A 22,595-nucleotide genomic window follows, 5' to 3' on the forward strand; every position below is an offset into this window, starting at 1 on the left:
GCGTCAGCGCGATACGGCGATCACGTTGTTTCGGTACGCCCAGATGACGATCTGCACACGGGTACGCACCTGCAGCTTCTTGCAGATGTTGCTGATGTGCGACTTCACCGTGCTCTGTTCGAGGCTGAGGGAATCTGCGATGTCGTTGTTTCCCAAGCCTTGTGACAGCAACTGCACCACATCCATCTCACGCGCACTGAGACCGTGATCCGATCCGGAGCGCGCCGTGGACATCGGTGCCGGCTTGCGCCTCGCGAACTCCACGATCAGTCTCGACGTCAATCTCGGCGAGAGCACCGAACCACCTTCGGCCACGGTCAACACTGCCGACGAGAGCTCTTCGGGATCGGCGTCTTTGAGCAAGAACCCTGCGGCACCGCTGTCGAGCGCCTCGAAAACGTACTCGTCGAGATCGAACGTGGTGATCACGATGACGCGGGTCCCGGGAAACTCGGCAAGGACCTCCCGGGTCGCAGTCAACCCGTCGCCGTGCGGCATTCGGATATCCATCAGCACGACGTCCGGACGCAGTGCACGCACCTGCTCGTACGCCTCGACTCCCGTCTTGGCATGCCCGACGACGCGAATCTCGGGGTGACCGGAGAGAAACAGCTCGAACCCCTGCCGTACCACCTGCTGGTCGTCTGCAATAAGGACATCGATCATGCGTTGATCCTCCCGTTCACCGGCACCAGTGCCTGCACAGCCCACTCACCTTCCGAATTCGGTCCGGCGTCCAGTTGACCACCCATGAGCGTCGCGCGTTCGCGCATTCCCACAATTCCGAGGTTTTGCCCGTCGGAGGCCGGGCGAGCATTCCCGAGAGTATTGACCACCCGTACCCTCACCGCACCGGCTTCTCGACTCAGACACACCTTGGACTCGCTACCCGGCGCATGGCGAAGGACGTTCGACAACGCCTCCTGCACGATGCGGTAACACGTCAACTGGACTCCGCTGTCCAGGTCGTCGAAGCGGCCGACCTTCTCCAACGAGATCGACGAGATGGTGCGCTTGCAGTCGTCCACCAACTCGTCGATGTCGGAGACCATGGGCGTCGGGAAATCGGGGTCTTCCTCACCCAGGCGAAGTATCCCCACGATCTGCCGCAAGCTGTTGAGGGCCCGCTGACCCTGCTCGATGACGCCCCCCAGAAGGGCTTGTGCTTGTTCGGGATTGCTCGAGAAGAACTTGTCGGCGGCACGAGCCTGGATGATCATGCCGGTCATGTGGTGGGCAGCGACATCGTGCAGTTCACGTGCCATGTCCTGCCGTTCGGCAACAACGGCATTCGCAATCTTGCGTTCGCGGTCCCGGTGCAGATCCGCTACTGCCTGACTGTTCTCCACTGCTTGTTTTCGCAGGCGCGCGACGATCTTTCCCATGGCTGCGACGACCAGAAAACTCGTGACGGTGTTTGCCGCCGGTTCGAGGAACAAGTGAGGCAACTCCCCCACCTGAACCTCGGCGACCGTCAGCCCGTCCCGTTCGGTGAGATACATCGCCAAGATCACGTCCATCGCCATTCCGAGGACCAGCAGTCCGACCAGGCGCATGCCTGTCACTCGGATGGACACTGCCATGATCGCGAACCAGAAAAGCGGCGTGGCCCCCAGCGATCGACTGCCGAGGAAGAGCATCAATCCGCCGGATCCTGCCAACGTCAGGAGGTAGTACGCGATCGGGTACCGCCGGCGCGCACACGCCACAACGGTCAACACCGTCAGGAAACCCATGATGCCGACGACGGTTCCCGGATCGCTCAGCACTCGATTGCTCGTCTCGGGTTCAGTCTTGAGACTGGCGAGACCGAACACCCACGGCACACTCAGCAGGCCGACGATCACGGCCGCCGTGGCCGGGTTGTTCAGGTTGAAACGTCCCCACCCTCGCGATGCCAGGGCTTGCCCCGGGGCATTCTGACCAGCCGAGTCGAACATCCACTCCCCATTCCGCATCCGATGATTGACGTTCATGGTGGCATGCGCGCACCACTTGGTCCCACATTCGGCGAACGTGAAGGGAATGTTCGATTCCCGGCTCCTACCAAAGCACTAGTTGAAGGTGAAAGGCCTAGTACTTATGGCTCAGCTGAACTGCTCGACCAACCGGTTCACCATGTTGGTTGCGCTGTAGTAGTCGAGACGGAAGGTGTCCAGACCCACGGCATAGACGTGGTGATCACGAATTGCCGGATGCTGGGCCAACAGTGGAAGTGCCTCGACCGCCTTCACCGCACCGTCGTCGGCACTGACCAAGATCAGGGTGTTGCCCGAGATACCGTCGTAGAGGTTCTCCGCCGAGACCTGAATGATGTCCTTGCGCTTACCCATGGATTCACTGCTCTTCGCGGACTCGGGAATGTCGGCGACCGTGAAACCCATCGCCGTGAGCAACTTCGCCTGCCCCGACTCGTGCGTCCAGATGTTGGCACCGCTGCCGTCCTCGTAGTAGACCAGCGCAGTGGTCGGCTGCGGGGGAAGTGTGATCTTGGCCTTCGCGGCCTCTACTGCGCTGTCGAACTTCGCGACCGTGGCCGCCGCGTTGTCTTCGAGACCTGTCGCCTTACCCAGCACAGCGGCGACTTCCTGCCAACTACTTCCGCCGTAGTCCACCACGATTGTCGGCGCGATGGCCGTGAACTGTTCGTACAGATCGACGACGGAGTCACCTCCAGTTGCCGAGACGACGATCAGGTCCGGGTTCTGCGCCAGAACGGATTCCGCGTTCGCACCGCCCATCGGCAACACTGCGAGTCCGCGTTCTTCTGCTATGTCGCCCCACTGTGTGAACAACCCCTGCGCATCCGAGACGTCGGTGTTCGGTCCCGTCGATGCGGTAGCCACCACCGGAGCGTCGATCGACAACAGCGTGCCCGTCAGCGTCACACTGGTCGAGACGATCCTCTCCGGCTTCGACGTGATCTCCACCGGCCCCTTCGGCGTTTCCACGGTACGCGGCCAATTACCCTGCGATGCAGCTGAGTCAGCATCGGAATCGGCATCCGCAGAACTACAACCGACGAGGGCGAACCCTGCCACCAAGACTGCGGAGAGCACCTTCAGGGTGCGTGATTTTTTCATTGTGACGCCCACTGGCGGACCACTCCTCGAATTCAAAAGCCCATCAAATTAGGTTAGGCTGTGCTCATGCTAACTCAGGCGGTGACCGAATTGTCCGCTACCCTCGCAGCCTCGCCCGACATCGAGACGTCCTGGAATCGGATAGTGCAACAAGGAACGCCGATCATCGAAAGCGTTGATACACAGACTGTTCGAGTTACGTTCCTCTGGCGTCAGCCCGAGGAGACCGAGGTCGAGCGCGTTTACCTGGATGCAAATTCGCTGACCGACCATCACGCAGAACAACTCAGCGTGATGCAGCGACTCGGAGACAGTCCGGTGTGGTTCTACACCGCCGAAGTCTCGAACACCTGGCGTAGCAGTTACAGCATCATCCCGGTACCGAAGTCCGTAGTCGACGAGTTCGACTATCCGGGAGCAGGCAAGGAAGACTCGACCCGCCGCACACGCTGGTTGGGGTTGCTCGAGCACCGAATTGCCGACCCACTCAATCCGCTTTCCGCAGGTGTGGACACAAGGCGTTCCGTCGCCGAGATGCCCTTGGCGCCGGTCCAGTTCGGTTGGGATGCTCCAGTTTTCAGGAAGTCGGTACAGCTCACCTGGGCTAGTTCGACTTTGGACGTCGAGCGGCCGGTGTGGATCTACGAGACCGTGGACGACGGATTGACACCGCTCGAAGAACGGCCGCTCGTGATACTTCTCGACGGGCGTCACTGGGCCGAGGTCATGCCGGCAGGCGCCGCCTTCGATCGTGCGGTCCAGACCGGCAAACTGAAATCCTGCGTTCTGCTGGCCATCGATTCCGTTGACAATCAACGCCGTTCGCAGGAATTGCCGTGCAACCGCGACTACTGGAGTGCAGTCGTCGACGAACTGCTTCCGCAGGTGCGCGCCGTCACACCTTTCTCGTCTGATCGAACGCGAACGGTGGTCTCGGGGCAGAGCTTCGGCGGCCTGGCTTCGATGTTCGCAGCACTCGAATTCCCCGAACACTTCGCGCTGGTCGCCAGCGGGTCCGGTTCGTTCTGGTGGCCAACCGGCTTGAAGCGCGGGGAAAACGGCCCGCCGGGTGGAGACATAGCCGCACGCATCGAGCGCGACGGCGTACCGGACGGATTACGCGTTGTCCTCGAAGTAGGTAAGCACGAGTCCGACATGGTCGGGCACAGCGCAGCGGTCGCACAGGCACTGAAGGCCGCAGGAGCGCAAGTATCGTGTCGGATCTTCGACGGCGGCCACGACTGGTTGTGCTGGCGCAGTGTCCTTCTGGACTCCGTTGTCGAACTGATCGGCAGTCCGTGAGACAGACCACGCTCTAGGCCGGCTCGATGTCACCAAGCTTCCAAGTCCGATCGAAATACGGTTCGAGCGGTCCGTAGAAGCGGAAGTACGAGAACCAGTGCTGACCCACAATGGTCTGAACCCAATTGGGTTCCTTCCCTACCGGAGCTGTAGGTCCGTAGTAAAGATCCACCGAACCGTCCTCGTTGACAACAAGATCGGGATCTCGCGAGCCACGGTCACCTCGGCCCTGCTCGTTGTCGACAAGGCAGCGTGTGTCGACCGAGTAGACCGTCGCGGACCAGAACAACTTTGCCGGGACATCGGCGGGTACGTGGAGTGTGTAACTCTTTGCTCCGTCCAACCAGTGGCCCTCGGCGTCGGCGTAGCTACCCAGATATGCCTGCCCGAGTCCGGGCGTCGTACTCTTCATCGCCTCGGAGAAGGTGACCGCCTCGTAGAACCACGACGCGCGTTCGTAGAACTCGTCGTAGTTGTCCCCTCGCTGAGCTGAGTTGTCCAGGACAATCGCCAAGTCCCACTGGCGATCCGGCCAGTAGCGCGAACCGGGGAAGCGTTTGACGAACGCATTCGCCTGGGCGAACACCTCCCCCACTTCGACGGCCCGTTGCAAGATCTTTCTCACTCGATCATCCGGGGCGAAGGGCTTGCCCTTCTCAATCCCCAGCTGCCGAAGCCACGCCATCGGGAAGCGGTCGCGCTCTTCGACAGGTTCGTCCTGCACGATGTCGTGCAGGAGTTCCCAGTATCGAAGGTCTCGCGGCTGAATTCCGCTCCAGGGCTTGCCGTCCGGTGAGACCAGACGCGTCGGACTCGGATTCTCACGATCGGAGTACGGGTACACCCGGACGGCGTCGACCAACGTGTCCGAGCGCGCCGGGTCGGGATCGAGCGTGCGGAAGCCGAACATGATGTGCATCATCGGGGAGTGGACAACGGTGTAATCACCTGTGTCCTCGACACTCTGACCTGGGCCGACTACCAGGGTCTTGCCACCCTTGCCTGCATCGGGGCCCATCTCACCGAGCACCGCGAATTCTCGTTGCCAGAAATCTGCGATGCCCCCGGCGGTCGGCCCTGGCGGCAATTCGATCACCAACGGCCCCGTTGCACCGAGATCGAAAAAGTTCAAGATGTACGGAGTCGTCGCGTTGGCGGTGATCAGGCCTAGTCGGTCACGATATGAGCGGTAGACGACGATATCGGAGGCAGTTGCTCCGAAGATGTTGGTATGCACGTCCATCCACTGAGCCCAGGACACGATGGGTATGGCCCACAAGTACGCCTGCACTGCTGTTTGGAAGTCGAGCTCGTCGAAGACCGTTGCGATGGTTTCGCGAGCGGGAAGCTCTCCGTCCCTCGGGACAAGTCCGGAGGAATACGTCAGTTCGATGTCGGCCATACCCAGATGGTGCTGGGAGAAACCTCGGCGCGAATCACCCACACCGGGTGAACCTCTAGTTCAGTGCGCCTCGAATGACGGCAGCCGTGCTGTCGAGGATTGTCCGATTGGGCGTGCGAGGTAGGGCGCGCAGGCCGAAGCCGTCGCCGCGATTTCGCGGAATGACATGCAGATGAACATGGAAGACTTCCTGCCCCGCAACAGCTCCGTCGGAGAGGTGCAGATTCACTCCGTCGACGGGGAGAGATCCGGTACGCATCGCCGCGGCGATCTTCTGCGCGACGGCGAAGATCCTGGCACCGTCGTCGGGATCGAGCGTGGACAATCCACTGGCGTGGCGCTTCGGCACGACCAGGAGATGGCCGGATGTGAACGGCCGAATATCCATGAAGGCAAGGACATTCGCGTCGTCGTAGACGACGCTGGCCTCGGCCTCACCGGCGATGATGGAACAGAAGATGCAGTCCATGGTCTCCGGCCCCTGTGCGCCTTTTCGGTAGTGGTGACCACCGAAAAGGCGCACGGGGCGTAGCCCTTACAGAATCGGCGACGGCGCGTACGCCGCAGCTTCGGGGTTGGCGTCGACAAGTTTCTGCACCTCGGCGACAACGGCATCGACCTGAGCCGAAGCGGCACCGACAAAAGCAGCCTTGTCGGCCAGGGCCTCGTCGAGTGCAACGCGGTCGAGCGGCAAACGGTCGTCGGCGGCAAGGCGATCGAGCAAGTCGGGCTCCTTGCCCTCTTCACGCATCGCCAGCGCAACTGCGACGGCATTCTCCTTGATCGCCTCGTGTGCGGTCTCGCGTCCGACGCCGGCGCGGACGGCGGCCATGAGCACGCGCGTCGTGGCGAGGAACGGCAGATACCTGGTCAGTTCCTTCTCGATGACGGCCGGGTACGCGCCCATCTCGATCAGCACGGTCAGGAAGGTCTCGAACATGCCGTCGATCGCAAAGAACGCGTCCGGGAGCGCGACGCGGCGCACGACGGAGCAGAAGACGTCGCCCTCGTTCCACTGCGCACCCGCAAGCTCGGCTGCCATGGAGCCGTATCCGCGCAGGATCACCTGAAGTCCGTTGACTCGCTCGCACGAGCGGGTGTTCATCTTGTGCGGCATCGCCGAGCTGCCGACCTGGCCGGGCTGGAAGCCTTCGGTGACCAACTCGTGGCCGGCCATCAGGCGGATCGTGTGTGCAAACGACGACGGGCCCGCGCCGACCTGGACGAGCGCGGAGATGACGTCGTGGTCGAGGGAACGCGGGTACACCTGGCCGACGCTGGTCAACACGTGAGCGAATCCGAGGTGCTCCGCAACCTTCGCTTCGAGCTGCTCGAGCTTGGCCGCATCGCCGTCGAGGAGGTCGAGCATGTCCTGAGCGGTCCCCATCGGGCCCTTGATCCCACGAAGCGGGTACCGGTCGATCAGCTGGCGCAGACGCGTCAGTGCAACCAGCAGCTCGTCGGCGGCCGAAGCGAAACGCTTGCCCAAGGTGGTGGCCTGAGCTGCGACGTTGTGCGAGCGGCCGGCCATGACGATGGACGAGTACTCGGCAGCGCGCTCACCCAAGCGGGCGGCAACGGCGATGCCGTGGTTGTAGACATGTTCGAGAGAACGCACGATCTGCAGCTGCTCGACGTTCTCGGTGAGGTCGCGGCTGGTCATGCCCTTGTGGACCTGCTCGTGCCCGGCGAGTGCGTTGAATTCCTCGATGCGTGCCTTCACGTCGTGGCGGGTGACCCGCTCGCGGTCCGCGATGGACTCGAGGTCGACGTTGTCGATGACACGCTCGTAGTCGTCGATGGCGTCGGCCGGAATGTCGATGCCCAGCTCTGCCTGCGCACGCAACACCGCCACCCACAATTGACGCTCGAGCACGATCTTGTACTCGGGAGACCACAGAGCAACGAGCTCCGGGCTGGCGTAGCGGTTGGCAAGGACATTCGGGATGCGGCTCACGAGGCCTCAGTCTAACGGGGGCCAAGCAGTGCCGTTACCCCCGATAGAGACCGAGCTAGACCGGCGGCGCCATCACGTCGATCGATTCCAAGAGCATTCCCCTGGCCAACCCCCGTGGGTCCGGGTCGTACTCCCCCAGAGCCGTGATCATCGCACCGTCGACCATCGCGACAAGACGGCGCAATTGCCCCTCGGGAGCCGACCGGCCCGAGCGTCGAAGCGCATCGGTCAACAGGTCGTCGAGCTGGGCTCGTAGGCGCAACTGCACGTCACGAAGTGCGGGATGACGGGCACACGCGACGAATCGTTCGTAGCGCGAGATCAAACGCTCGCGGCTCTCCGGCCGCTTCTCTTCGTCTCCGAGCAGCAGCTCGACCAACAGTTCGACGGTTGATTCCGCGCCCCGCCGACGTTGGGTCACCGCAGCCACTCTGGCGCGCATCGCTTCCATGTCGGCGTTGCCGTTGAGCTCGACGGCACACGCGATCAGATCGTCGAGTGAGTCGAAGTAATAGGTCGTCGAAGCCAGTGGAAGGTCAGCTCTGGTTGCCACCGCTCGGTGACGAACGGCGTCGAACCCGCCCTCCAGCAAAAGTTCAGCAGCGGACGCCACCAGAGCTTGGCGACGTCGTTCGCCCTTGGGCGTAGCTGCAGAAGACACCACGACATCGTGCCAGCAGAGGGCACCTCCGCATGGCGAAACAGCTCGAAGACCCTGCTGTTTGTTACCCGAGCCACTTCTCGAGGCGGGCCAGTGCCTCCTGGATGTCTGCTGTCGCACCCGCGAACGAGAGTCTGACCATCCGGTTTCCGTGGACGGTGTCGAAATCGATTCCGGGTGCCAGCGCGACCCCGGTATCTGTCAGCAACCGGGCACACCACGCGGTGGCGCCCTCGTCGCCACACAGATGGCCGATGTCCGCGTAGACGTAGAACGCACCGTCGGCGGGAGCCAACTCGGTGATGCCCAGTTTCGGCAACCCGGTCAACAACAGTTCACGATTGACGGCGTACCGCTGAACGTGCCCGTCCAACTCGACCTTCGCCTCGTCCGAGAATGCCTCGACGGCGGCGTACTGAGAGATCGCGGGCGGACACACGGTCATGTTCGACGCGAGTCTCTGCAGCGGGCGCCGAAGATAGGTCGGCACCAACATCCACCCGAGTCGCCAACCCGTCATCGAGAAGTACTTGGACACCGAGCCGATCACGACGGATTCGCGTGAGGTCTCCCAGGCGCTCGACGTGTGCTGATCGCCGTATCCGATGCCGTGGTAGATCTCGTCCGAGATCAGAAGAGTTCCGTGCTGCTCGCACCACGTCGCCAATGCAGCGAGCTCCTCGGGCGAGATCACCGTGCCCGTGGGATTTGCCGGGCTCGCGACGATCAGACCGGCAGGCGGCGACGGCAAAGCCTCGAGCATTTCCACTGTCGGCTGGTATCGAGTTGCCGGCCCGCAGTCGAGTTCGACGACGTTGCAGCCGAGAGCGGCAAGGGTATTGCGGTACGCGGGATATCCGGGTCGAGCAACCACCACGGTGTCGCCCTCGTCGAACGCGGCCAGGAAGAGCAAGGTGAACGCCCCGGACGAACCGGTCGTCACCACCACGTCTTCGGCGTCGACGGCGATTCCCGATCGCTCGCTGTGGTAGCGCGCAATAGCCTCGCGTAGCTGCAGGATCCCGAAAGTCTCGGTATACCCGAGTAGTTCGGTGCCCAGAATCTCTCGCGTCGCACGTAGCACCGGTGCCGGCGCGGGCGTCGACGGTTGACCTGCCGCCAAGGTCAGGACGTCACCATGTGTCCGCTGACGTTCGGTCGCGGCCTTCCATACATCCATGACATGGAAGGTCTGGATATCTGATCGACGAGATTCTGAGCGCACACTCCGACGGTAGTCGAACCGTGGTGCGGCAAGAAACGACGACCACCCATTGTGACGATCCGACAGATTCAGGCGCTCAGCATGAGTCGATTCAACGAGACCTGGGCCACGTCCCTCGCGCAACATTGATCAACGACTTCCTTCGATCAAAAGGTGCATCAGATGAAAGCTCGCTCAGTGCCCACTGCGGCTCTGGTCACGATCGGCGTTCTCACGGTTGCCTCGTGCGGAAGCACCTCTGATCCTGGCGGCAATTCTTCCGGCGACTACGCGAAGGACGGCAGTTTCACCACGATCGTGAACACCGATCCCGGCAACCTTCATCCCCTGATCACCAATCTGACTGCCACGCAGGCGATCAACAGCTATACGAACGACTCGTTGTTGGCCATCGACCCCAAAACCCGCGCAGCGGGCTCGTATCTGGCCGAAAAATGGAGCGAGAACGGAACTTCGCTGAACTTCACCCTCAAAAAGGGGATCACGTGTGAAGACGGCACGACCTTCACTGCCCAGACAGCGGCAAACAACATCAACTGGGTCGTCGACACGACCAACGGCTCGCCGTGGTTGGGAGCATCCGTACCCGAAACTGCGGTAGCAACCGCTGATGGTGACGAGCTCACGATCAAGACAACGGAACCCGCGCCCTTCCTCCTCGAGCGCATCGGCGCTCTCAAGATGGCGTGCCAGGCAGCCCTCGACGACCCTGCCAGTGTTCGAGGCAGCAGCAACGGAACCGGACTGTTCAAGATCACCGAAGTAGTGGCCAACGATCACGTCACGCTCGAACGCCGCGACGGATACAACTGGGGGCCGAACGGCGAAACCACGTCGGACACGCTCGGAGTGCCCAAGACGGTCACGATCAAGGTCGTGACCGACGCCGCGACGACGGCGAATCTCGTCCTCACCGGAACGGTCAACGCGGCCCCGGTTGCCGGCGCGGATATCGAACGTGTGGAAGCTTCAGGCCTCGAGTCGATGACGTCCAACACCCTGAGCGGACAGTTCATCTTCAACCACAATGCGGCTCTCCCCACCAAGGACGAAGCCGTACGCACCGCACTCGTGCAAGCGATCGATCTCGACGATTACACGGACATCAACACCGGTGGCAAAGGCTCACGAGCTACGGCACTGGCAGTAGTCGATCCGCGGGCGTGTGACTTCGACAGCGTCACCGGTGTAGTTCCGAAGTTCGACATGGCCGCTGCGAAAAAGACTCTTGCGGACGCCGGTTGGAAGCCCAGATCCGACGGTGTCCTGACCAAGGACGGTCAAGCGCTGCAATTGACGGTCATCTTTGCCAACTACCGCGACACCACCTCTGCAGCAGCAGAATACGCGATGAAGCAGTGGCAGGAGCTCGGTGCGAAGGTAGAGCTTCGTGGTGGTGACAACAACTTCATCATTTCCAACACATTCGCAGCGAAAGACCTGACGTCATGGTCGATCTCGATCGGACTGACCGTCCAGAGCGATACCCCCAGCATCTTCGTTCCGTACTTCGCCGGCCCCACCCCACCGTCGGGTGTCAACTTCGCATCGATCGACAATCAAAAGTACGCCGAACTGGCGGCGAAGGCCTCGGTTCTGCCCGGGCAGGAATCCTGCTCGGTGTGGAAGGAAGCGGAACAAGCACTGTTCACCTCGTCCGACGTCATTCCGGTGTCCACGTCGCCGAACTTCATGTTCTTCAACGGCGCAACGGCCCTGTATGCACCAGTTGGCGGCACCCTGGCCGGCCCTGGCATTCGCGTTCTGAAATAAGCCGGAAGACAAAGCTTTACGTCTGCATCTATTTCTCCGATTCGAAGGATCTACATGACTGACCGTCCATTTGTTCTCGACGACCTCCACCGTGTGGTCACACCCACTGAGACCTCAATCTCTCCCGACGGCACCGTGGTCGTCTTCGTTCGCTCGGAAATTGTTGCCGGAAAGGCAACTACATCGCTCTGGGCGGTGTCCCGCGATTCCCAGGCTCGCCGCCTCACCGCAGGGCCCGCCGATTCTGCCCCTCGGTTCTCTCCGGACGGAACCTCGATTGCCTTCCTGCGTAAGGTCGGCGACTCCGCGCAGCTGCACCTGATCCCGCTCGCCGGTGGCGAGGCCGAAACTCTCACCACATCAGCATCACTCCCCCTCGGCGCCGGTGCAGCAGCCTGGAACCCGGACGGAAATGCCATCGCGTTCGCCGCTGTGGTCTCACGTTCGGACTCCACCGATCCGAATGCTCCCATCGTCACCGACCGACTCGGATACAAGGTGGACGGTGCCGGTTGGCTCGGCACCTTCCGGCGCCACCTTCACACCGTCGATCTGGAGACGAAGGCAGTTCGACGGCTCACCGACGGTGATTGGAATGCCGACGTTCCGTCCTGGTCGCCCGACGGCACGGCTCTTGCCTTCACCGCGAATCTCGAACCGGACAGTGATCTGAACCTCACGTTCAGCGCTTACCGAATCCTCGTCGACGATCTGTCGGTTCCCCCGCAGCGACTCGGTCATGCCACCGGAGTGCAGGGCTCCACACTGTGGCATCCGCAGGGAGATTCGGTCGTCGCCATCGGCACTCCCGAGGTCCGTGTCGGAACTGCAGACCTGATCCGGCTGTCCGTCCCCGGCCCAACCGAGACACCGGTCGACGTCACCCTCACAGCTCATCTCGATCGCAACGTGATGCCCGGTGCACCCGGTTACCCCGGCGGCACACCGGCACTGTCGAATACTCGCGACGAAATCGTGTTCTGCCTACGCGATCGTGGATGGACGCATCTGTACGCGGCCGACATCGAAACCGGCACCTCTCGATCCCTCGTCGCCAATCCCAACGAGGTCGTCTCGGCGCTCTCCGTTGCCCGTGACGCCCGCGTCGCCTCCGTCATCGTCACCACGCAGCAGTCCTTCGGCGAGGTCGCACTCGTCGATCTCGACAGCGGCGCGGTCACCACGCTGACGAAATTCACCGCAGAAGCACTCCCCGAGGTGACACTGTTTGCCGCCGAGGAACGCGAGTTCACCATCTCCGACGGCCGCACCGTGCATGGTTGGTTGCTGTCCGCTCCCGAAACCAGTGGCGCTGCACCCCTTCTGCTCGACATTCACGGCGGACCGCACAACGCGTGGACCGGCGTTGCAGATACCTATCACCCCGCCCACCAGGTTCTCGCCGCCCAGGGTTGGCGCATCCTGACCCTCAATCCACGTGGGTCGGACGGGTACGGCGCAGACTTCATGTACGCCGTCAACGGCGCCTGGGGTACCTCCGACCAAGCCGACTTCCTCGAGCCGATCGACGCGCTTGTCGCCGAGGGACTTGTCGACGGGGACCGTCTGGCGATCACCGGGTACAGCTACGGCGGATACAGTACGTGTCACCTGACGTCCGCGACGGATCGTTTTGCCGCTGCGGTTGCCGGCGGGCTGATCTGCGATTTCAACGCCATGGCCGGAGTCTGCGATTTCGGTCCGCACCTCGCGTCACTCGCCACCGGCACGACTGTTCCCGAGAACTCCGCCAAGCTGCTGGCAGCCTCACCGCTCGCCGCTGTGAAGAACGTGGTGACCCCGACGCTGATCCTGCACGGAAAGTCGGACGAGCGGTGCCCGCTGGGTCAAGCCGAGGCCTGGTTCGCCGCACTGCGCCAGCAGCACGTACCCACCCGTCTGGTGGCGTATCCCGGTGCAAGCCACGGGTTCCTCGTCAACGGCTCGATCTCGCACCGAATCGACTACAGCACACGACTCATCGAATGGGTCAAGCGATACACCTCCGCGAAGCTGCCCAAGACCGGCCTGGCCAACGCGTCTGCCGGAGCCGACGCGTGGAAGCGTTCGCTGGACGTACTGTGTGAGCGTTACGGCGTCACCGGTGCTCAATTCGGGATTCTCACACTCGATTCCAGCGGCAAGGAAATCACCCGCACGACGGTTGCTTCCGGCGTGATCAATGCAGACACCGGGGTCGAGGTATCCACCGACTCCCTGTTCCAGATCGGATCCATCACCAAGGTATGGACCGCGATGCTGGTCATGCAGCTGGTCGACGAAGGCTTGCTCGACCTGGACGCGACCGTCCGGTCGATCCTGCCCGATTTCGCACTGCAGGACGAGGAAACAGCTGCCCGCATCACGGTTCGCGCACTTCTGAACCATCGCAACGGAATCGACGGTGACCTGTTCATCGACAAGGGTCGCGGCGACGACGTCGTCGAACGCTACGTCGAGGGCCTGCGTGACTTCCGTCAGGTTCATCCACTCGAGGACGGCTTCGCGTACTCGAACTCCGCGTACGTCCTTGCAGCTCGTATCGTCGAGGTTCTTCGCGGCGGCATCTGGGACGACATCCTCAAGGAGCGGATCATCGATCCGCTCGGCCTCGCGCACACACTCACGTTGACCGGAGATACACCGAGATACTCTGTGGCAGCGGGTCATACGGGGAACTCCGTCGTGATGCCCGTCTGGCCGATCACGCGCTCGATGGGGCCCGCGGGTTGCATCACTGCCAGCATCGGAGATCTACTCACGTTCGCGGAACTCGGTCTTCTCGAAGGACAGAGCGTCGACGGCGTACGGATCGTGTCGGAAAAGTCAGCCGCCGCGATGCGCACACCCGAAATCGACATCAGCGAACTGTTCCCGGACAAGTCGGGTTGGGGCTTGGGCTGGTTCCACGAAACCTGGTCGGGCGAAGAGATTTTCGGGCACGACGGCAGCACCATCGGCCAGCACGCGTATCTGCGCATCTTCCCCCGCCACAATGTCGCGATCGCACTGCTGACCAGCGGCGGCAAGGCCGACGGCCTCTACCGTGATCTCTTCACCGAAGCCGCGGCCGCGTTGGTCGGACTCGAACCTCCGCAAGCCCTCGCCCCGAACCCCGCGAGTGTGGAGTCGATTCCGGATTCGGTTCTGGGAAAGTACAGCTCGGGCGGAATAGCAATCGAGTTCCGTCGTGGAGAGTCCGCTGACGAGGCCGTGATCACCGTCATCGGCGACGTAATCCCGAATCCCGAGGAAGACGAGACAGCTCCGAAGAAGCCTGCAACGGTAGCCACTCTCGTACCGTCGCAGATCCCGGGGACCTGGACCACCCGTCAACCCGGGGCCGCGGGTTGGACGACGGTACGGCCGCACCGAGACGGAGTGTACGTCGGATTCCGCTTCCTACCACGGGTTAACGCGTGACGATGACCGATACACATACGATGACGGAAACACAGAACGCCGAAACACAGAACGCCAGCGAACTCGAGGAATCAAAGATGCAAGAACAGCTTCAAGAACTCGTCGATCAGTGGAGGGTCGAGGCAAACATCCCCGGCGTCTCGGTCGGCATCGTTCACGGCGACAAGGACATCGTCGTCACCAGTGGCATCGAGAGCGTCGAAACCCAACTCCCGGTCACCGACAAGACGATGTTCATGATCGGCTCCACCACAAAGGTGTTCGCCGCAACAGCCGCGATGGCACTCGTCGAGGACGGCCTACTCGATCTCGACACCCCGTTGGTCGAGTACGTCCCCGAACTGACCTTCGCCGACGAAACAGCCACGCGCACAGTCACGATGCGTCACCTCCTCACCCATACCGGCGGATTCACCGGCGACGCGGGCCTCTCGGCAGGCTGGGGCGAAGACGCCCTGGGACGCTCGGTTTCACGGCTGAACGAACTGCGACAAGAATTTCCCGTCGGAGAAGTCTTCTCCTACAGCAACTCCGGATTCGTTCTCGCCGGACATGTCGTGGCCAAGATCAGCGGATTGACCTTCGAAGAGCTGGTCAAGCAGCGCGTGCTCGACCCCCTCGAAATGAAGAACTCGGCCTTCCTGCCCTGGGACGTGATGACCCACCGGTTCGCACTCGGTCACTACATCCGCGACGGTGTGCCGTTCGTGTCCAACGAAACCGGGCTGGACCGCGGCATGATCCCTTGCGGCGGAATGTGGTCCTCGGTGCGAGACCAACTCGTCTGGGCACGTTACGCACTGTCTGGCGAACACCCCGGCGAAGGACAGCCGCTCGACGAGTCCACCCGGTTGTTGATGCAGAAGCCGCAGCGTCCCGCCGCGATGATGTTCGAAGAAGTCGGCCTGGGATGGCTGTTGACTCGATACGGAACCACACAGGTAGTGCGGCACGGCGGAAACGTGAGCAACCTCCAGGTCTCCGAGTTCATGACAGTGCCCGAGAAGAACTTCGCCGTCACCGTGCTGACCAACGCCCTCGGCGGCGGAATCGGCAAGAAGATCGTCGACTGGTGCATGGCCAACCTCACTGAACTACCCACGCCGGCATCCCTCGACGTGGTCGAGCCCGAACCCGCTGCCGTCGACGCAGTCCTGGGCAAGTATCAGGCCGGCTCACTGACGATGACCGTCGCCCCCGGTGACGAGGGAATCGGCATCCGGATGGGCAGCGCGCAGGATCTCGGTGAATACGAGGACATCGTCTGGCCGCCGGCAATCCCGATCGCCTTCCTCAACGACCGTGACTTCGCTGCGCGCGCCGACACCACCCGGGCGTTGGGACGCTTCGTCACCGACGACACCGGTCGCGCCGTGATGCTCGAATTCGGCGGCCGCACCGCCAAGCGAGTGGCCTGATCCTCTAGACGGGTGACGCGGTCCGATTACGGGACCGCGTCACCCGTCTTCGTAAATGCACAGCCGAGAAGGTACAGACTGGACGCCATGAACTTCATCGGCGAGTCGATTCTGCACCCCTCCCGGTGGAGCGTGCGTGCCCGTTCGACCGTGGCTTCGACACTCGTGATCGCCTTCTGCCTGGTGATCGCCGGGCTTGCACTGATTTTCGTGCTGGCAAACTCCCTGCATCTGTCCGCGCTGAACAGCTCCGACGCTCGCGCCACGCAATTGGTCCAGCAGCTCAACGGAAAGAACCCGGCCGATCTCGACCCTTCGCTTCTGTCCACAGACAGTCAGATCGGAATCGTGCAGATCGTCGACGCCGATCACCGAATAGTCGCCCAATCACCGGGAACCGACAGCGACCTCCTGTCCGAACGTTTTCTCGGCCCTGACGAGTCGGACGCTCTCGGAAGGGTCAAGAAGTCCGACGACGAGGACTACTGGCTGATCGGGCGAGGCGCTCAGACGCCGACCGGACCAGTCACCGTCTTCGTCGGCGCCGACCGCGAACCGGTTGAAACCGTGGTGACGACCGTTGCCGTTCTGCTAGCCATAGTCGGACCCCTGGTCCTGGGGCTGGCTGCGTTTGCCACCTACCGCCTTGTCGGCTCGGCCCTCGCTCCGGTCGAACGCATCCGCGCTCGGGTAGCGTCGATTTCGAGTGGGCGTCAAGGTGAACGAGTGCCTGTCCCGTCAGGGAACGACGAGATAGCCCGACTGGCAACAACAATGAACGACATGCTGGCGCGCCTCGACGAAGGTGCGCTGGCCCAGCAACGATTTGTCAGCGATGCCTCACACGAGTTACGCAGTCCGCTTTCCACGATCACGACGGCCCTCGAACTGGCACACCGACGCCCGGATCTCCTCGACGACGCGCTGATCGAAGACGCACTACTTCCCGAGGCGCGCCGAATGCGGCAGTTGATCGAAGACCTGTTGATTCTCGCGCGCTCTGACGAAAGCGAACTCGAAAAGTTCGGCATCGTCGTCGACGTCGACCTCGATGACATCTTGTTCGCCGAGCAGAAAAGGATCGACGGTATCTCCGCAGTTACGGTCGCCGCTGCCGTGGCTCCGGTTCGGGTCTCCGGAGACCCGAGAGCATTGACGCGGATGGTGCGAAACCTCGTGGACAATGCAGTGCGGCATGCGGAGACCCTCGTGTATCTCGAGTGCTCCGAAGCCGGAAACGAAGCCCACATCGTGATCGAGGACGACGGGCCCGGAATCCCTGCAGCAGAACGCGAACGAATCTTCGGACGCTTCGTCCGCCTGGACCAGCCGCGGTCGAGGCAGGGAGGCGGGTCCGGACTCGGACTCGCCATCGCGTCGGAAATAGTTGCGGCGCACCACGGAACCATTTCCGTCAGCGAGAGGGCGGGCGGTGGAAGTCGATTCGAGGTGACGATTCCGGTACCGAACGACTGACGATCAGGCAGTGCCGACAAAGCGGTACCCGACGCCTCGGACCGTTTCGATGCTCTGAGTTCCGAACGGGAGGTCGAGCTTCTTACGAAGGTAACCGATATACACCTCGACGATGTTCTCGTCACCTTCGTAGTTGGTGTCCCAGACAGCGCGAACGATCTCGGTCTTCGTGACCACCACACCATTGTTGCGCATCAAGAATTCGAGAACGCTGTACTCCCTTGGCGTCAGGGTCAATTCGATTCCCGCTCTGCTCACCTGATGTTTGGCCGGGTCGAGGGACAGGTCTCCAACGGAGAGTATCGCCGGACGTTGTGGAGCGCCGCGACGCACCAGTGCGCGCAGCCGAGCGAGAAACACGACAAACGAGAATGGCTTGACCAGGTAGTCGTCGGCGCCGAGATCGAATGCATCAGCCAGGTCGTATTCGCCGTCCTTTGCCGAGAGCATGAGGATCGGCGTCCAGATCTCCCGGGCGCGTAGATCCCGCACGATGTCGTACCCGTGTTTGCCCGGCAACATGATGTCGAGAACGATCACGTCGAATTCGTCACTGCACGCAGTCGCGAATCCGTCGTCACCGTTGAGTTCGACCGCGGTCACGAATCCCTCGGCCACCAATCCCCGCCGGATCGTCTCGGCCAGGCGCACTTCGTCTTCGACCACCAGTACTCGCACCACCGGCCCCGTTTCGTCGCCACGCAGTTGTTCGGATGCACCCAGTAGAGCAGACGGTAGACCCAGAGCCGAGTTCCGTTCAGCGTTTCTTCAGCTTCGGCTCGTCACACTGCATTCATGCCTGCAACTGTGTCGACCGTGCGAAACGTGGTCACCGAAGTCCTGACCGAGAGCACCACCGCAGAGATCGCGGTTGCCGCAATCGTGGTGGCCGCAGCTCTGTTCGCGTTCGGTTCGATCTACCGAGCTTCCAGCGTTCGGTCTACAGCCCTTCGCACGTGCGGACTCGTGCTTGCACTGGTGACGCTGTCGATCCAGGTGTATGGAAGCGGGTGGTTGACGAGCTTCGACGGGCCGGTGACCGACTGGATGGTCGATCATCGGAGCGGCGCCCTGAACCAGATCGCGGTCGCCGTCACAGATCTCGGTAGCCCGGTCGCCACCGCGCTACTCGGGATCACCAGCGGAGTGCTCATCTCATGGCGAGCGCGTTCGGTCGTTCCGGGCTTGATCGTGATCGGAACCGTTGGCGGGGCGGCGGTCGCCAGCACGGTAATCAAAGCGCTCGTCGGTCGCGAACGTCCGCCGACCAACATCCAGGTTCTTCTCGAGACCGGCCACTCGTTCCCGTCTGGTCACGTCACCGGGACCGCTGCACTGTTCGGCATCGTCGTCCTCGTTCTGAGCGCGCACCGCACACCCGCCGTCAAGAGACTGCTGATGCTCCTCGCCGTGACAGTCACAATCGTTGTAGCCCTGACTCGCCTGTATTTGGGAGTTCACTGGCTCACCGACGTCATCGCCGGGGCCATTCTCGCGACGCTTGCCGTCACCGTGGGCGGAGCCGTCTTCCGGTTCGTCAGCACTCACAACCAAGCTGAATCGACTACTGCTGCAATGCGCTCTGCAGAACCTTCAGCACTTCACGAGCCGCAGTCGGCCCGGTATTGAGGTAAAAGACGTCATCGTCAACAGCGACGGCGTGGTTGGCGACCACACCACGTAACTGCGCCCACAACGGCGCGTTCGTCAATGTCGCCGGGTCCCCGCCCTGCACGCCGTAGAAGATCCAGTCGGCGTCCGCCACGTTCAACTCTTCTTCACTGATGTCTCGGGAAGTGTCGTCGAACTGCTGCGACTGCGGACGGGTCAAGCCGGCATCCTCGGCGATACTGCCGGTGAACGAAGGAATACCGAAGATGCGCAGACGATTTCCGTTCTGGCGCGTGAACGACACCGTCGGCGGCGACGAGAGGGAAGCACCGAGGGCCGCGGCATCGGTATTGAAGGTATCCAGCAGTGCCGTCGCCTGCTGCGTCTTACCTACCCCGTCGGCAACCAGCAGGAAGTCCTGCTTCCAGTAGACGCCGGTTCCCTGTGTTGCCACCGTGGGTGCGATGGCGGAAAGCTGGTCGTACAGCGAATCAGCGTCCTTTCCTGCAACATTCATCAAGATCAGGTCAGGATCGAGCGTGACGATCGCTTCGAAATTCGGTGTGAAGCGTCCACCTGCGTCAACGACATCACTTAGCTGAGTACGGAATTCGGGGTACGCAGACAACAAGTACGGAGGCACCAGGTCCGCACCGTCACCACGCGTCGAACCTGCGGGCACGACACCGAGCGACAGGAGTGCATCTGCTTGCCCGGTCGAGATGACGACAACCTTTTCGGGCTGCGATTCGATCGTGGTGTCCCCTTTGAAGTGTGAGACGGTACGAGGGAACTCGCCGTCCGACTTTCCGCTCCCCATTCCAACCGGGACTTCTCGCGGAGCGACAAACGCAGAGTCCGCCGGAGCTGACGCACTGATCTCGGCATCTGTGGGCGACGCGTCCTCGCTCGAGCAGCCACTGAGAGCTGCCACCAATGTCAGTGCGCCGATCAGCATTACACTGCGTGACTTCTTTCGAAAATTCATGATCGTGTCCCGTACGTCGTGAAGCATGACAGCTTCATCTTCCGTCATGGTTAGGTGACCCTACCCTTTGAAGAACTGTAAACTATATCTGTGTCAGATACAGTTCCAGGGCGTGGATCACACGGGGTCGATCGCTACTCCGATCGCATGCCCACCGCGGAAGAAGCATCGAGATCACTCATCGCTGCGGCGTTCGAATTGCGTCGAGCGCTGCGGGAATACATGGATACGTCGGGTACCGACGCGACTCTGCCAGAGGCACAATCCGAAGTACTTCACGATGTCGCACACCATCCGGGCACTCGCATCGGGGCGGTCGCCGATCGTCTCTCCAGACGCCCGAACACCGTCAGCACGCTGGTGCGCACACTCTCCGACAAAGACCTGATCGAACGGCGACCCGATCCCACGGACGGCCGAGTGAGCACACTTTTCGTGAAGGACGAGCGAAGCGCGCGACGAGACCGTCGATCCGAACTACGCATCGGCGTTCTCGCCGAAGAATTGGCGGCCCTCGACGAGGGCGACCTCGACACATTGACCACTGCCGTCGGTATCCTCGACCGAGTCAATCGATCATTGCGAGATCACGCACCGCGGTGACACTCCGGGACATACAGAAGCGGTGCGGTGCAGCACCTGCCGCACCGCACCGCACCTGCTGACGAGTTACCGCCCTAGTTCATGTCGTTCGCAATGATGTTCTCGATATTCCGTTCGGCCAGAGCGGTGATGGTGACGAACGGATTGACTCCCACATTGCCCGGTACGAGGGATCCGTCCATGACGTACAGACCCGGGTACTCCGGCAGACGACCGTAGCCGTCGGTCGCCTTGCCGAGCACACAACCGCCGAGGGGGTGGTACGTCAACTGATCGCCCCACGTCTGCGTCGGGCCGAAGAGGTCGGTCCGGTAGATCGTGCCTTCCTTCTTGTTGATCTTGTCGAAGAGCTTCTTCGCCATGTCGATCGACGGCTGGTTCTGCGAGCGCTGCCAGTTCAATCCGACTTTGCCTGTTGCCGAGTTGAATTGGAACTGAGCACGTTGCGGATTCTTGGCAATCGCCAAGTACAGGCTGACCCACAGTTCGGTACCGGCCGGGAAGGGTGCGATTTCCGCAAAGACGGGAGCGGATGTGTCGGCCCAGTTGTCGATACCCATCACGGGGATCGCGGACTGCTTCGCACCGGTGGCGTCCCACATGTGATTGGCGCGGCCCACCATCACGTTGCCGTTGTGACCCCATTCCTGTCCAACTGCACCCGGCAAATTCGCCAGCTGCCCTTGCGCTTTCATCGCGACCAGGAGCTTGCTGGTCCCGATACTGCCGGCCGCGAAGAAGACCTTGTCCGCCGTCACTGTCTTGGTGCCGACGGTATTGCCCTGCTCGTTGATCTGGTTCATCACCACTTGATAGCCACCGCCGGTCGCGGCCGGGGCAACCGAGGTCACGACGTGCAGAGCTGAAATGGTGAGCTTGCCGGTGGCGGATGCCGCAGCGAGGTACGTCTTGTCCAGAGATTTCTTTCCGGCATTGTTGCCGTAGATGACCTCACTGACCAGAGCAGACTTGGTGACCTGGCCGGCAGCTTCCTGCTTCATGTAGTTGAAGTCGTAGACATTCGGCACGAACGTTGTTGTGTAACCGGATCTCTCAGCGGTCTTTCGCCCCGTCCGCGCGAACTTGTAGTACTCGGTCGATTCGAACCAGGCCGGGTCGATGTTGTTGACTCCGAGCGCAGCGTTCGCGCGCGGGAAATACGTCGAGTACATCTCGTTGGAATCGACACCGGGCAGGATCTCTTCGAAATAGTTACGCTTGGGTGTGACGGCCATACCGCCGTTGACCAGCGACCCACCGCCGACCCCTCGGCCCTGGTAGACCTTGATCCCGCCGAAGTCCTCGGCGTCGAGAACACCGACGTAGCGGCTGATGTTCTTGTCCACCGAGCCGCCGGAGAAGTGTGAAACCGGTTGAACTGTACGGTCTCTGAGCCAGAAGGACCGACCGTCGGGCGAGAGCATCGGGCAGAAGATCTTGCCGTCGGACCCTGGTGTGGTCCACGACTTCCCCATCTCGACCATGTGCGTGTCGATACCGGCCTGTGTCAGGCGAAGTGCCGCAACGGCACCGCCGTATCCACTGCCGATCACGAGCGCGGGGACACGGTCTCCGTCGTTCAATGCTCGTCTGGGCGCAGCGGCCGCCGTGGTCCACGAGGACGAGAGTGCGGCGGCCCCCACAGCTAATCCTGTTGCTGCCAAGAAGTTTCT

Annotated in this window: 18 protein-coding genes; 7 read left to right on the forward strand and 11 right to left on the reverse strand. The window is 61.9% G+C overall.

The genetic code is table 11. From position 1 onward, the window contains the following. Window positions 1–3 precede the first annotated feature (3 nt). The 3 genes from ACN50D_RS19185 to fepB all read right to left on the reverse strand — a co-directional run bounded on the left by ACN50D_RS19185 (window position 4) and on the right by fepB (window position 3,083). The gene (locus ACN50D_RS19185; RefSeq protein ID WP_003945911.1) at window positions 4–666 is read right to left on the reverse strand and encodes a response regulator transcription factor; all 663 of its coding nucleotides are present in this window, start codon (window positions 664–666) and stop codon (window positions 4–6) included. After that, complete coding sequence (locus ACN50D_RS19190; RefSeq protein WP_007734428.1) at window positions 663–1,940, reverse strand: sensor histidine kinase; 1,278 nt, start codon at window positions 1,938–1,940, stop codon at window positions 663–665. Before ACN50D_RS19190 ends, ACN50D_RS19185 begins: the two co-directional genes overlap by 4 nt. Before the next feature lie 147 nt (window positions 1,941–2,087). After that, the gene (fepB, locus tag ACN50D_RS19195) at window positions 2,088–3,083 is read right to left on the reverse strand and encodes a Fe2+-enterobactin ABC transporter substrate-binding protein (RefSeq protein ID WP_054188018.1); all 996 of its coding nucleotides are present in this window, start codon (window positions 3,081–3,083) and stop codon (window positions 2,088–2,090) included. Between the two features lie 66 nt (window positions 3,084–3,149). On the opposite strand from fepB, the gene fes reads away from it, so the two are divergent. Further along, window positions 3,150–4,385 (forward strand): enterochelin esterase, encoded by a 1,236-nt coding sequence (gene fes, locus ACN50D_RS19200; RefSeq protein ID WP_075832282.1) that lies wholly within the window; start codon window positions 3,150–3,152, stop codon window positions 4,383–4,385. A 13-nt stretch (window positions 4,386–4,398) separates the two neighbouring features. Here fes and ACN50D_RS19205 read toward each other — a convergent pair whose 3' ends face one another. The 5 genes from ACN50D_RS19205 to ACN50D_RS19225 all read right to left on the reverse strand — a co-directional run bounded on the left by ACN50D_RS19205 (window position 4,399) and on the right by ACN50D_RS19225 (window position 9,630). Next, a complete protein-coding gene (locus ACN50D_RS19205) occupies window positions 4,399–5,787 on the reverse strand; it encodes a DUF1254 domain-containing protein (protein ID WP_211921537.1) in 1,389 nt (462 codons plus the stop codon). Between the two features lie 55 nt (window positions 5,788–5,842). Further along, on the reverse strand, window positions 5,843–6,256 hold the full coding sequence (locus ACN50D_RS19210; protein WP_042920316.1) for an HIT family protein: 414 nt from the start codon (window positions 6,254–6,256) through the stop codon (window positions 5,843–5,845). Between the two features lie 66 nt (window positions 6,257–6,322). Continuing rightward, window positions 6,323–7,744, reverse strand: a complete 1,422-nt coding sequence (gene purB / locus ACN50D_RS19215) for an adenylosuccinate lyase (RefSeq protein ID WP_003945775.1) — start codon at window positions 7,742–7,744, stop codon at window positions 6,323–6,325. 55 nt (window positions 7,745–7,799) lie between these two features. Further along, entirely contained in the window at window positions 7,800–8,405 is a 606-nt protein-coding gene (locus ACN50D_RS19220; protein ID WP_003945736.1) for a TetR/AcrR family transcriptional regulator, read from the reverse strand. 64 nt (window positions 8,406–8,469) lie between these two features. Next, window positions 8,470–9,630, reverse strand: coding sequence for a pyridoxal phosphate-dependent aminotransferase (locus ACN50D_RS19225; RefSeq protein ID WP_037132442.1), 1,161 nt, complete (start codon window positions 9,628–9,630; stop codon window positions 8,470–8,472). A 162-nt stretch (window positions 9,631–9,792) separates the two neighbouring features. Here ACN50D_RS19225 and ACN50D_RS19230 point away from each other — a divergent pair, with 162 nt between their 5' ends. The 4 genes from ACN50D_RS19230 (at window position 9,793) to ACN50D_RS19245 (ending at window position 17,720) form a co-directional block, all read left to right on the forward strand. Beyond that, a complete protein-coding gene (locus tag ACN50D_RS19230) occupies window positions 9,793–11,403 on the forward strand; it encodes an ABC transporter substrate-binding protein (RefSeq protein ID WP_211921535.1) in 1,611 nt (536 codons plus the stop codon). Between the two features lie 54 nt (window positions 11,404–11,457). After that, window positions 11,458–14,826: a serine hydrolase gene (locus ACN50D_RS19235; protein WP_211921533.1), complete on the forward strand. Its 3,369-nt coding sequence runs from the start codon at window positions 11,458–11,460 to the stop codon at window positions 14,824–14,826. A 20-nt stretch (window positions 14,827–14,846) separates the two neighbouring features. Next, on the forward strand, window positions 14,847–16,244 hold the full coding sequence (locus ACN50D_RS19240) for a serine hydrolase domain-containing protein (RefSeq protein WP_007734413.1): 1,398 nt from the start codon (window positions 14,847–14,849) through the stop codon (window positions 16,242–16,244). Window positions 16,245–16,331: 87 nt separating this feature from the next. Continuing rightward, window positions 16,332–17,720, forward strand: coding sequence for a sensor histidine kinase (locus ACN50D_RS19245; RefSeq protein WP_047269574.1), 1,389 nt, complete (start codon window positions 16,332–16,334; stop codon window positions 17,718–17,720). Window positions 17,721–17,723: 3 nt separating this feature from the next. Here the strand turns inward: ACN50D_RS19245 and ACN50D_RS19250 are convergent, their stop codons facing one another. Next, entirely contained in the window at window positions 17,724–18,398 is a 675-nt protein-coding gene (locus tag ACN50D_RS19250) for a response regulator transcription factor (RefSeq protein WP_058227663.1), read from the reverse strand. A 117-nt stretch (window positions 18,399–18,515) separates the two neighbouring features. Between ACN50D_RS19250 and ACN50D_RS19255 the strand changes: the two genes are divergently transcribed. Further along, entirely contained in the window at window positions 18,516–19,349 is an 834-nt protein-coding gene (locus ACN50D_RS19255; RefSeq protein ID WP_230359515.1) for a phosphatase PAP2 family protein, read from the forward strand. Here ACN50D_RS19255 and ACN50D_RS19260 read toward each other — a convergent pair. Next, the gene (locus tag ACN50D_RS19260; protein WP_230359514.1) at window positions 19,285–20,367 is read right to left on the reverse strand and encodes an iron-siderophore ABC transporter substrate-binding protein; all 1,083 of its coding nucleotides are present in this window, start codon (window positions 20,365–20,367) and stop codon (window positions 19,285–19,287) included. The genes ACN50D_RS19255 and ACN50D_RS19260 overlap by 65 nt on opposite strands. A 42-nt stretch (window positions 20,368–20,409) precedes the next feature. Here ACN50D_RS19260 and ACN50D_RS19265 point away from each other — a divergent pair, with 42 nt between their 5' ends. Then, window positions 20,410–20,922 carry a MarR family winged helix-turn-helix transcriptional regulator gene (locus ACN50D_RS19265; protein ID WP_307850482.1) on the forward strand — a complete coding sequence of 171 codons (513 nt, stop codon included), beginning with the start codon at window positions 20,410–20,412 and terminating at the stop codon, window positions 20,920–20,922. Window positions 20,923–20,996: 74 nt separating this feature from the next. Here ACN50D_RS19265 and ACN50D_RS19270 read toward each other — a convergent pair whose 3' ends face one another. Continuing rightward, window positions 20,997–22,565: a GMC oxidoreductase gene (locus ACN50D_RS19270; protein ID WP_007734403.1), complete on the reverse strand. Its 1,569-nt coding sequence runs from the start codon at window positions 22,563–22,565 to the stop codon at window positions 20,997–20,999. Window positions 22,566–22,595: the final 30 nt, after the last annotated feature.

The sequence above is a fragment of the Rhodococcus sp. SB1D genome (assembly GCF_048573875.1).
GTDB classification, from domain to species: Bacteria; Actinomycetota; Actinomycetes; order Mycobacteriales; family Mycobacteriaceae; genus Rhodococcus_F; species Rhodococcus_F qingshengii.

Coding starts and splice junctions, on each gene's coding strand:
- ACN50D_RS19230 (WP_211921535.1), top strand. CDS start 9,793: ATGAAAGCTCGCTCAGTGCCCACTGCGGCTCTGGTCACGATCGGCGTT.
- fepB (WP_054188018.1), bottom strand. CDS start 3,083: ATGAAAAAATCACGCACCCTGAAGGTGCTCTCCGCAGTCTTGGTGGCA.
- ACN50D_RS19190 (WP_007734428.1), bottom strand. CDS start 1,940: ATGTTCGACTCGGCTGGTCAGAATGCCCCGGGGCAAGCCCTGGCATCG.
- ACN50D_RS19245 (WP_047269574.1), top strand. CDS start 16,332: ATGAACTTCATCGGCGAGTCGATTCTGCACCCCTCCCGGTGGAGCGTG.
- ACN50D_RS19255 (WP_230359515.1), top strand. CDS start 18,516: ATGCCTGCAACTGTGTCGACCGTGCGAAACGTGGTCACCGAAGTCCTG.
- ACN50D_RS19260 (WP_230359514.1), bottom strand. CDS start 20,367: ATGACGGAAGATGAAGCTGTCATGCTTCACGACGTACGGGACACGATC.
- ACN50D_RS19185 (WP_003945911.1), bottom strand. CDS start 666: ATGATCGATGTCCTTATTGCAGACGACCAGCAGGTGGTACGGCAGGGG.
- ACN50D_RS19210 (WP_042920316.1), bottom strand. CDS start 6,256: ATGGACTGCATCTTCTGTTCCATCATCGCCGGTGAGGCCGAGGCCAGC.
- ACN50D_RS19240 (WP_007734413.1), top strand. CDS start 14,847: ATGACGGAAACACAGAACGCCGAAACACAGAACGCCAGCGAACTCGAG.
- fes (WP_075832282.1), top strand. CDS start 3,150: ATGCTAACTCAGGCGGTGACCGAATTGTCCGCTACCCTCGCAGCCTCG.
- ACN50D_RS19235 (WP_211921533.1), top strand. CDS start 11,458: ATGACTGACCGTCCATTTGTTCTCGACGACCTCCACCGTGTGGTCACA.
- ACN50D_RS19205 (WP_211921537.1), bottom strand. CDS start 5,787: ATGGCCGACATCGAACTGACGTATTCCTCCGGACTTGTCCCGAGGGAC.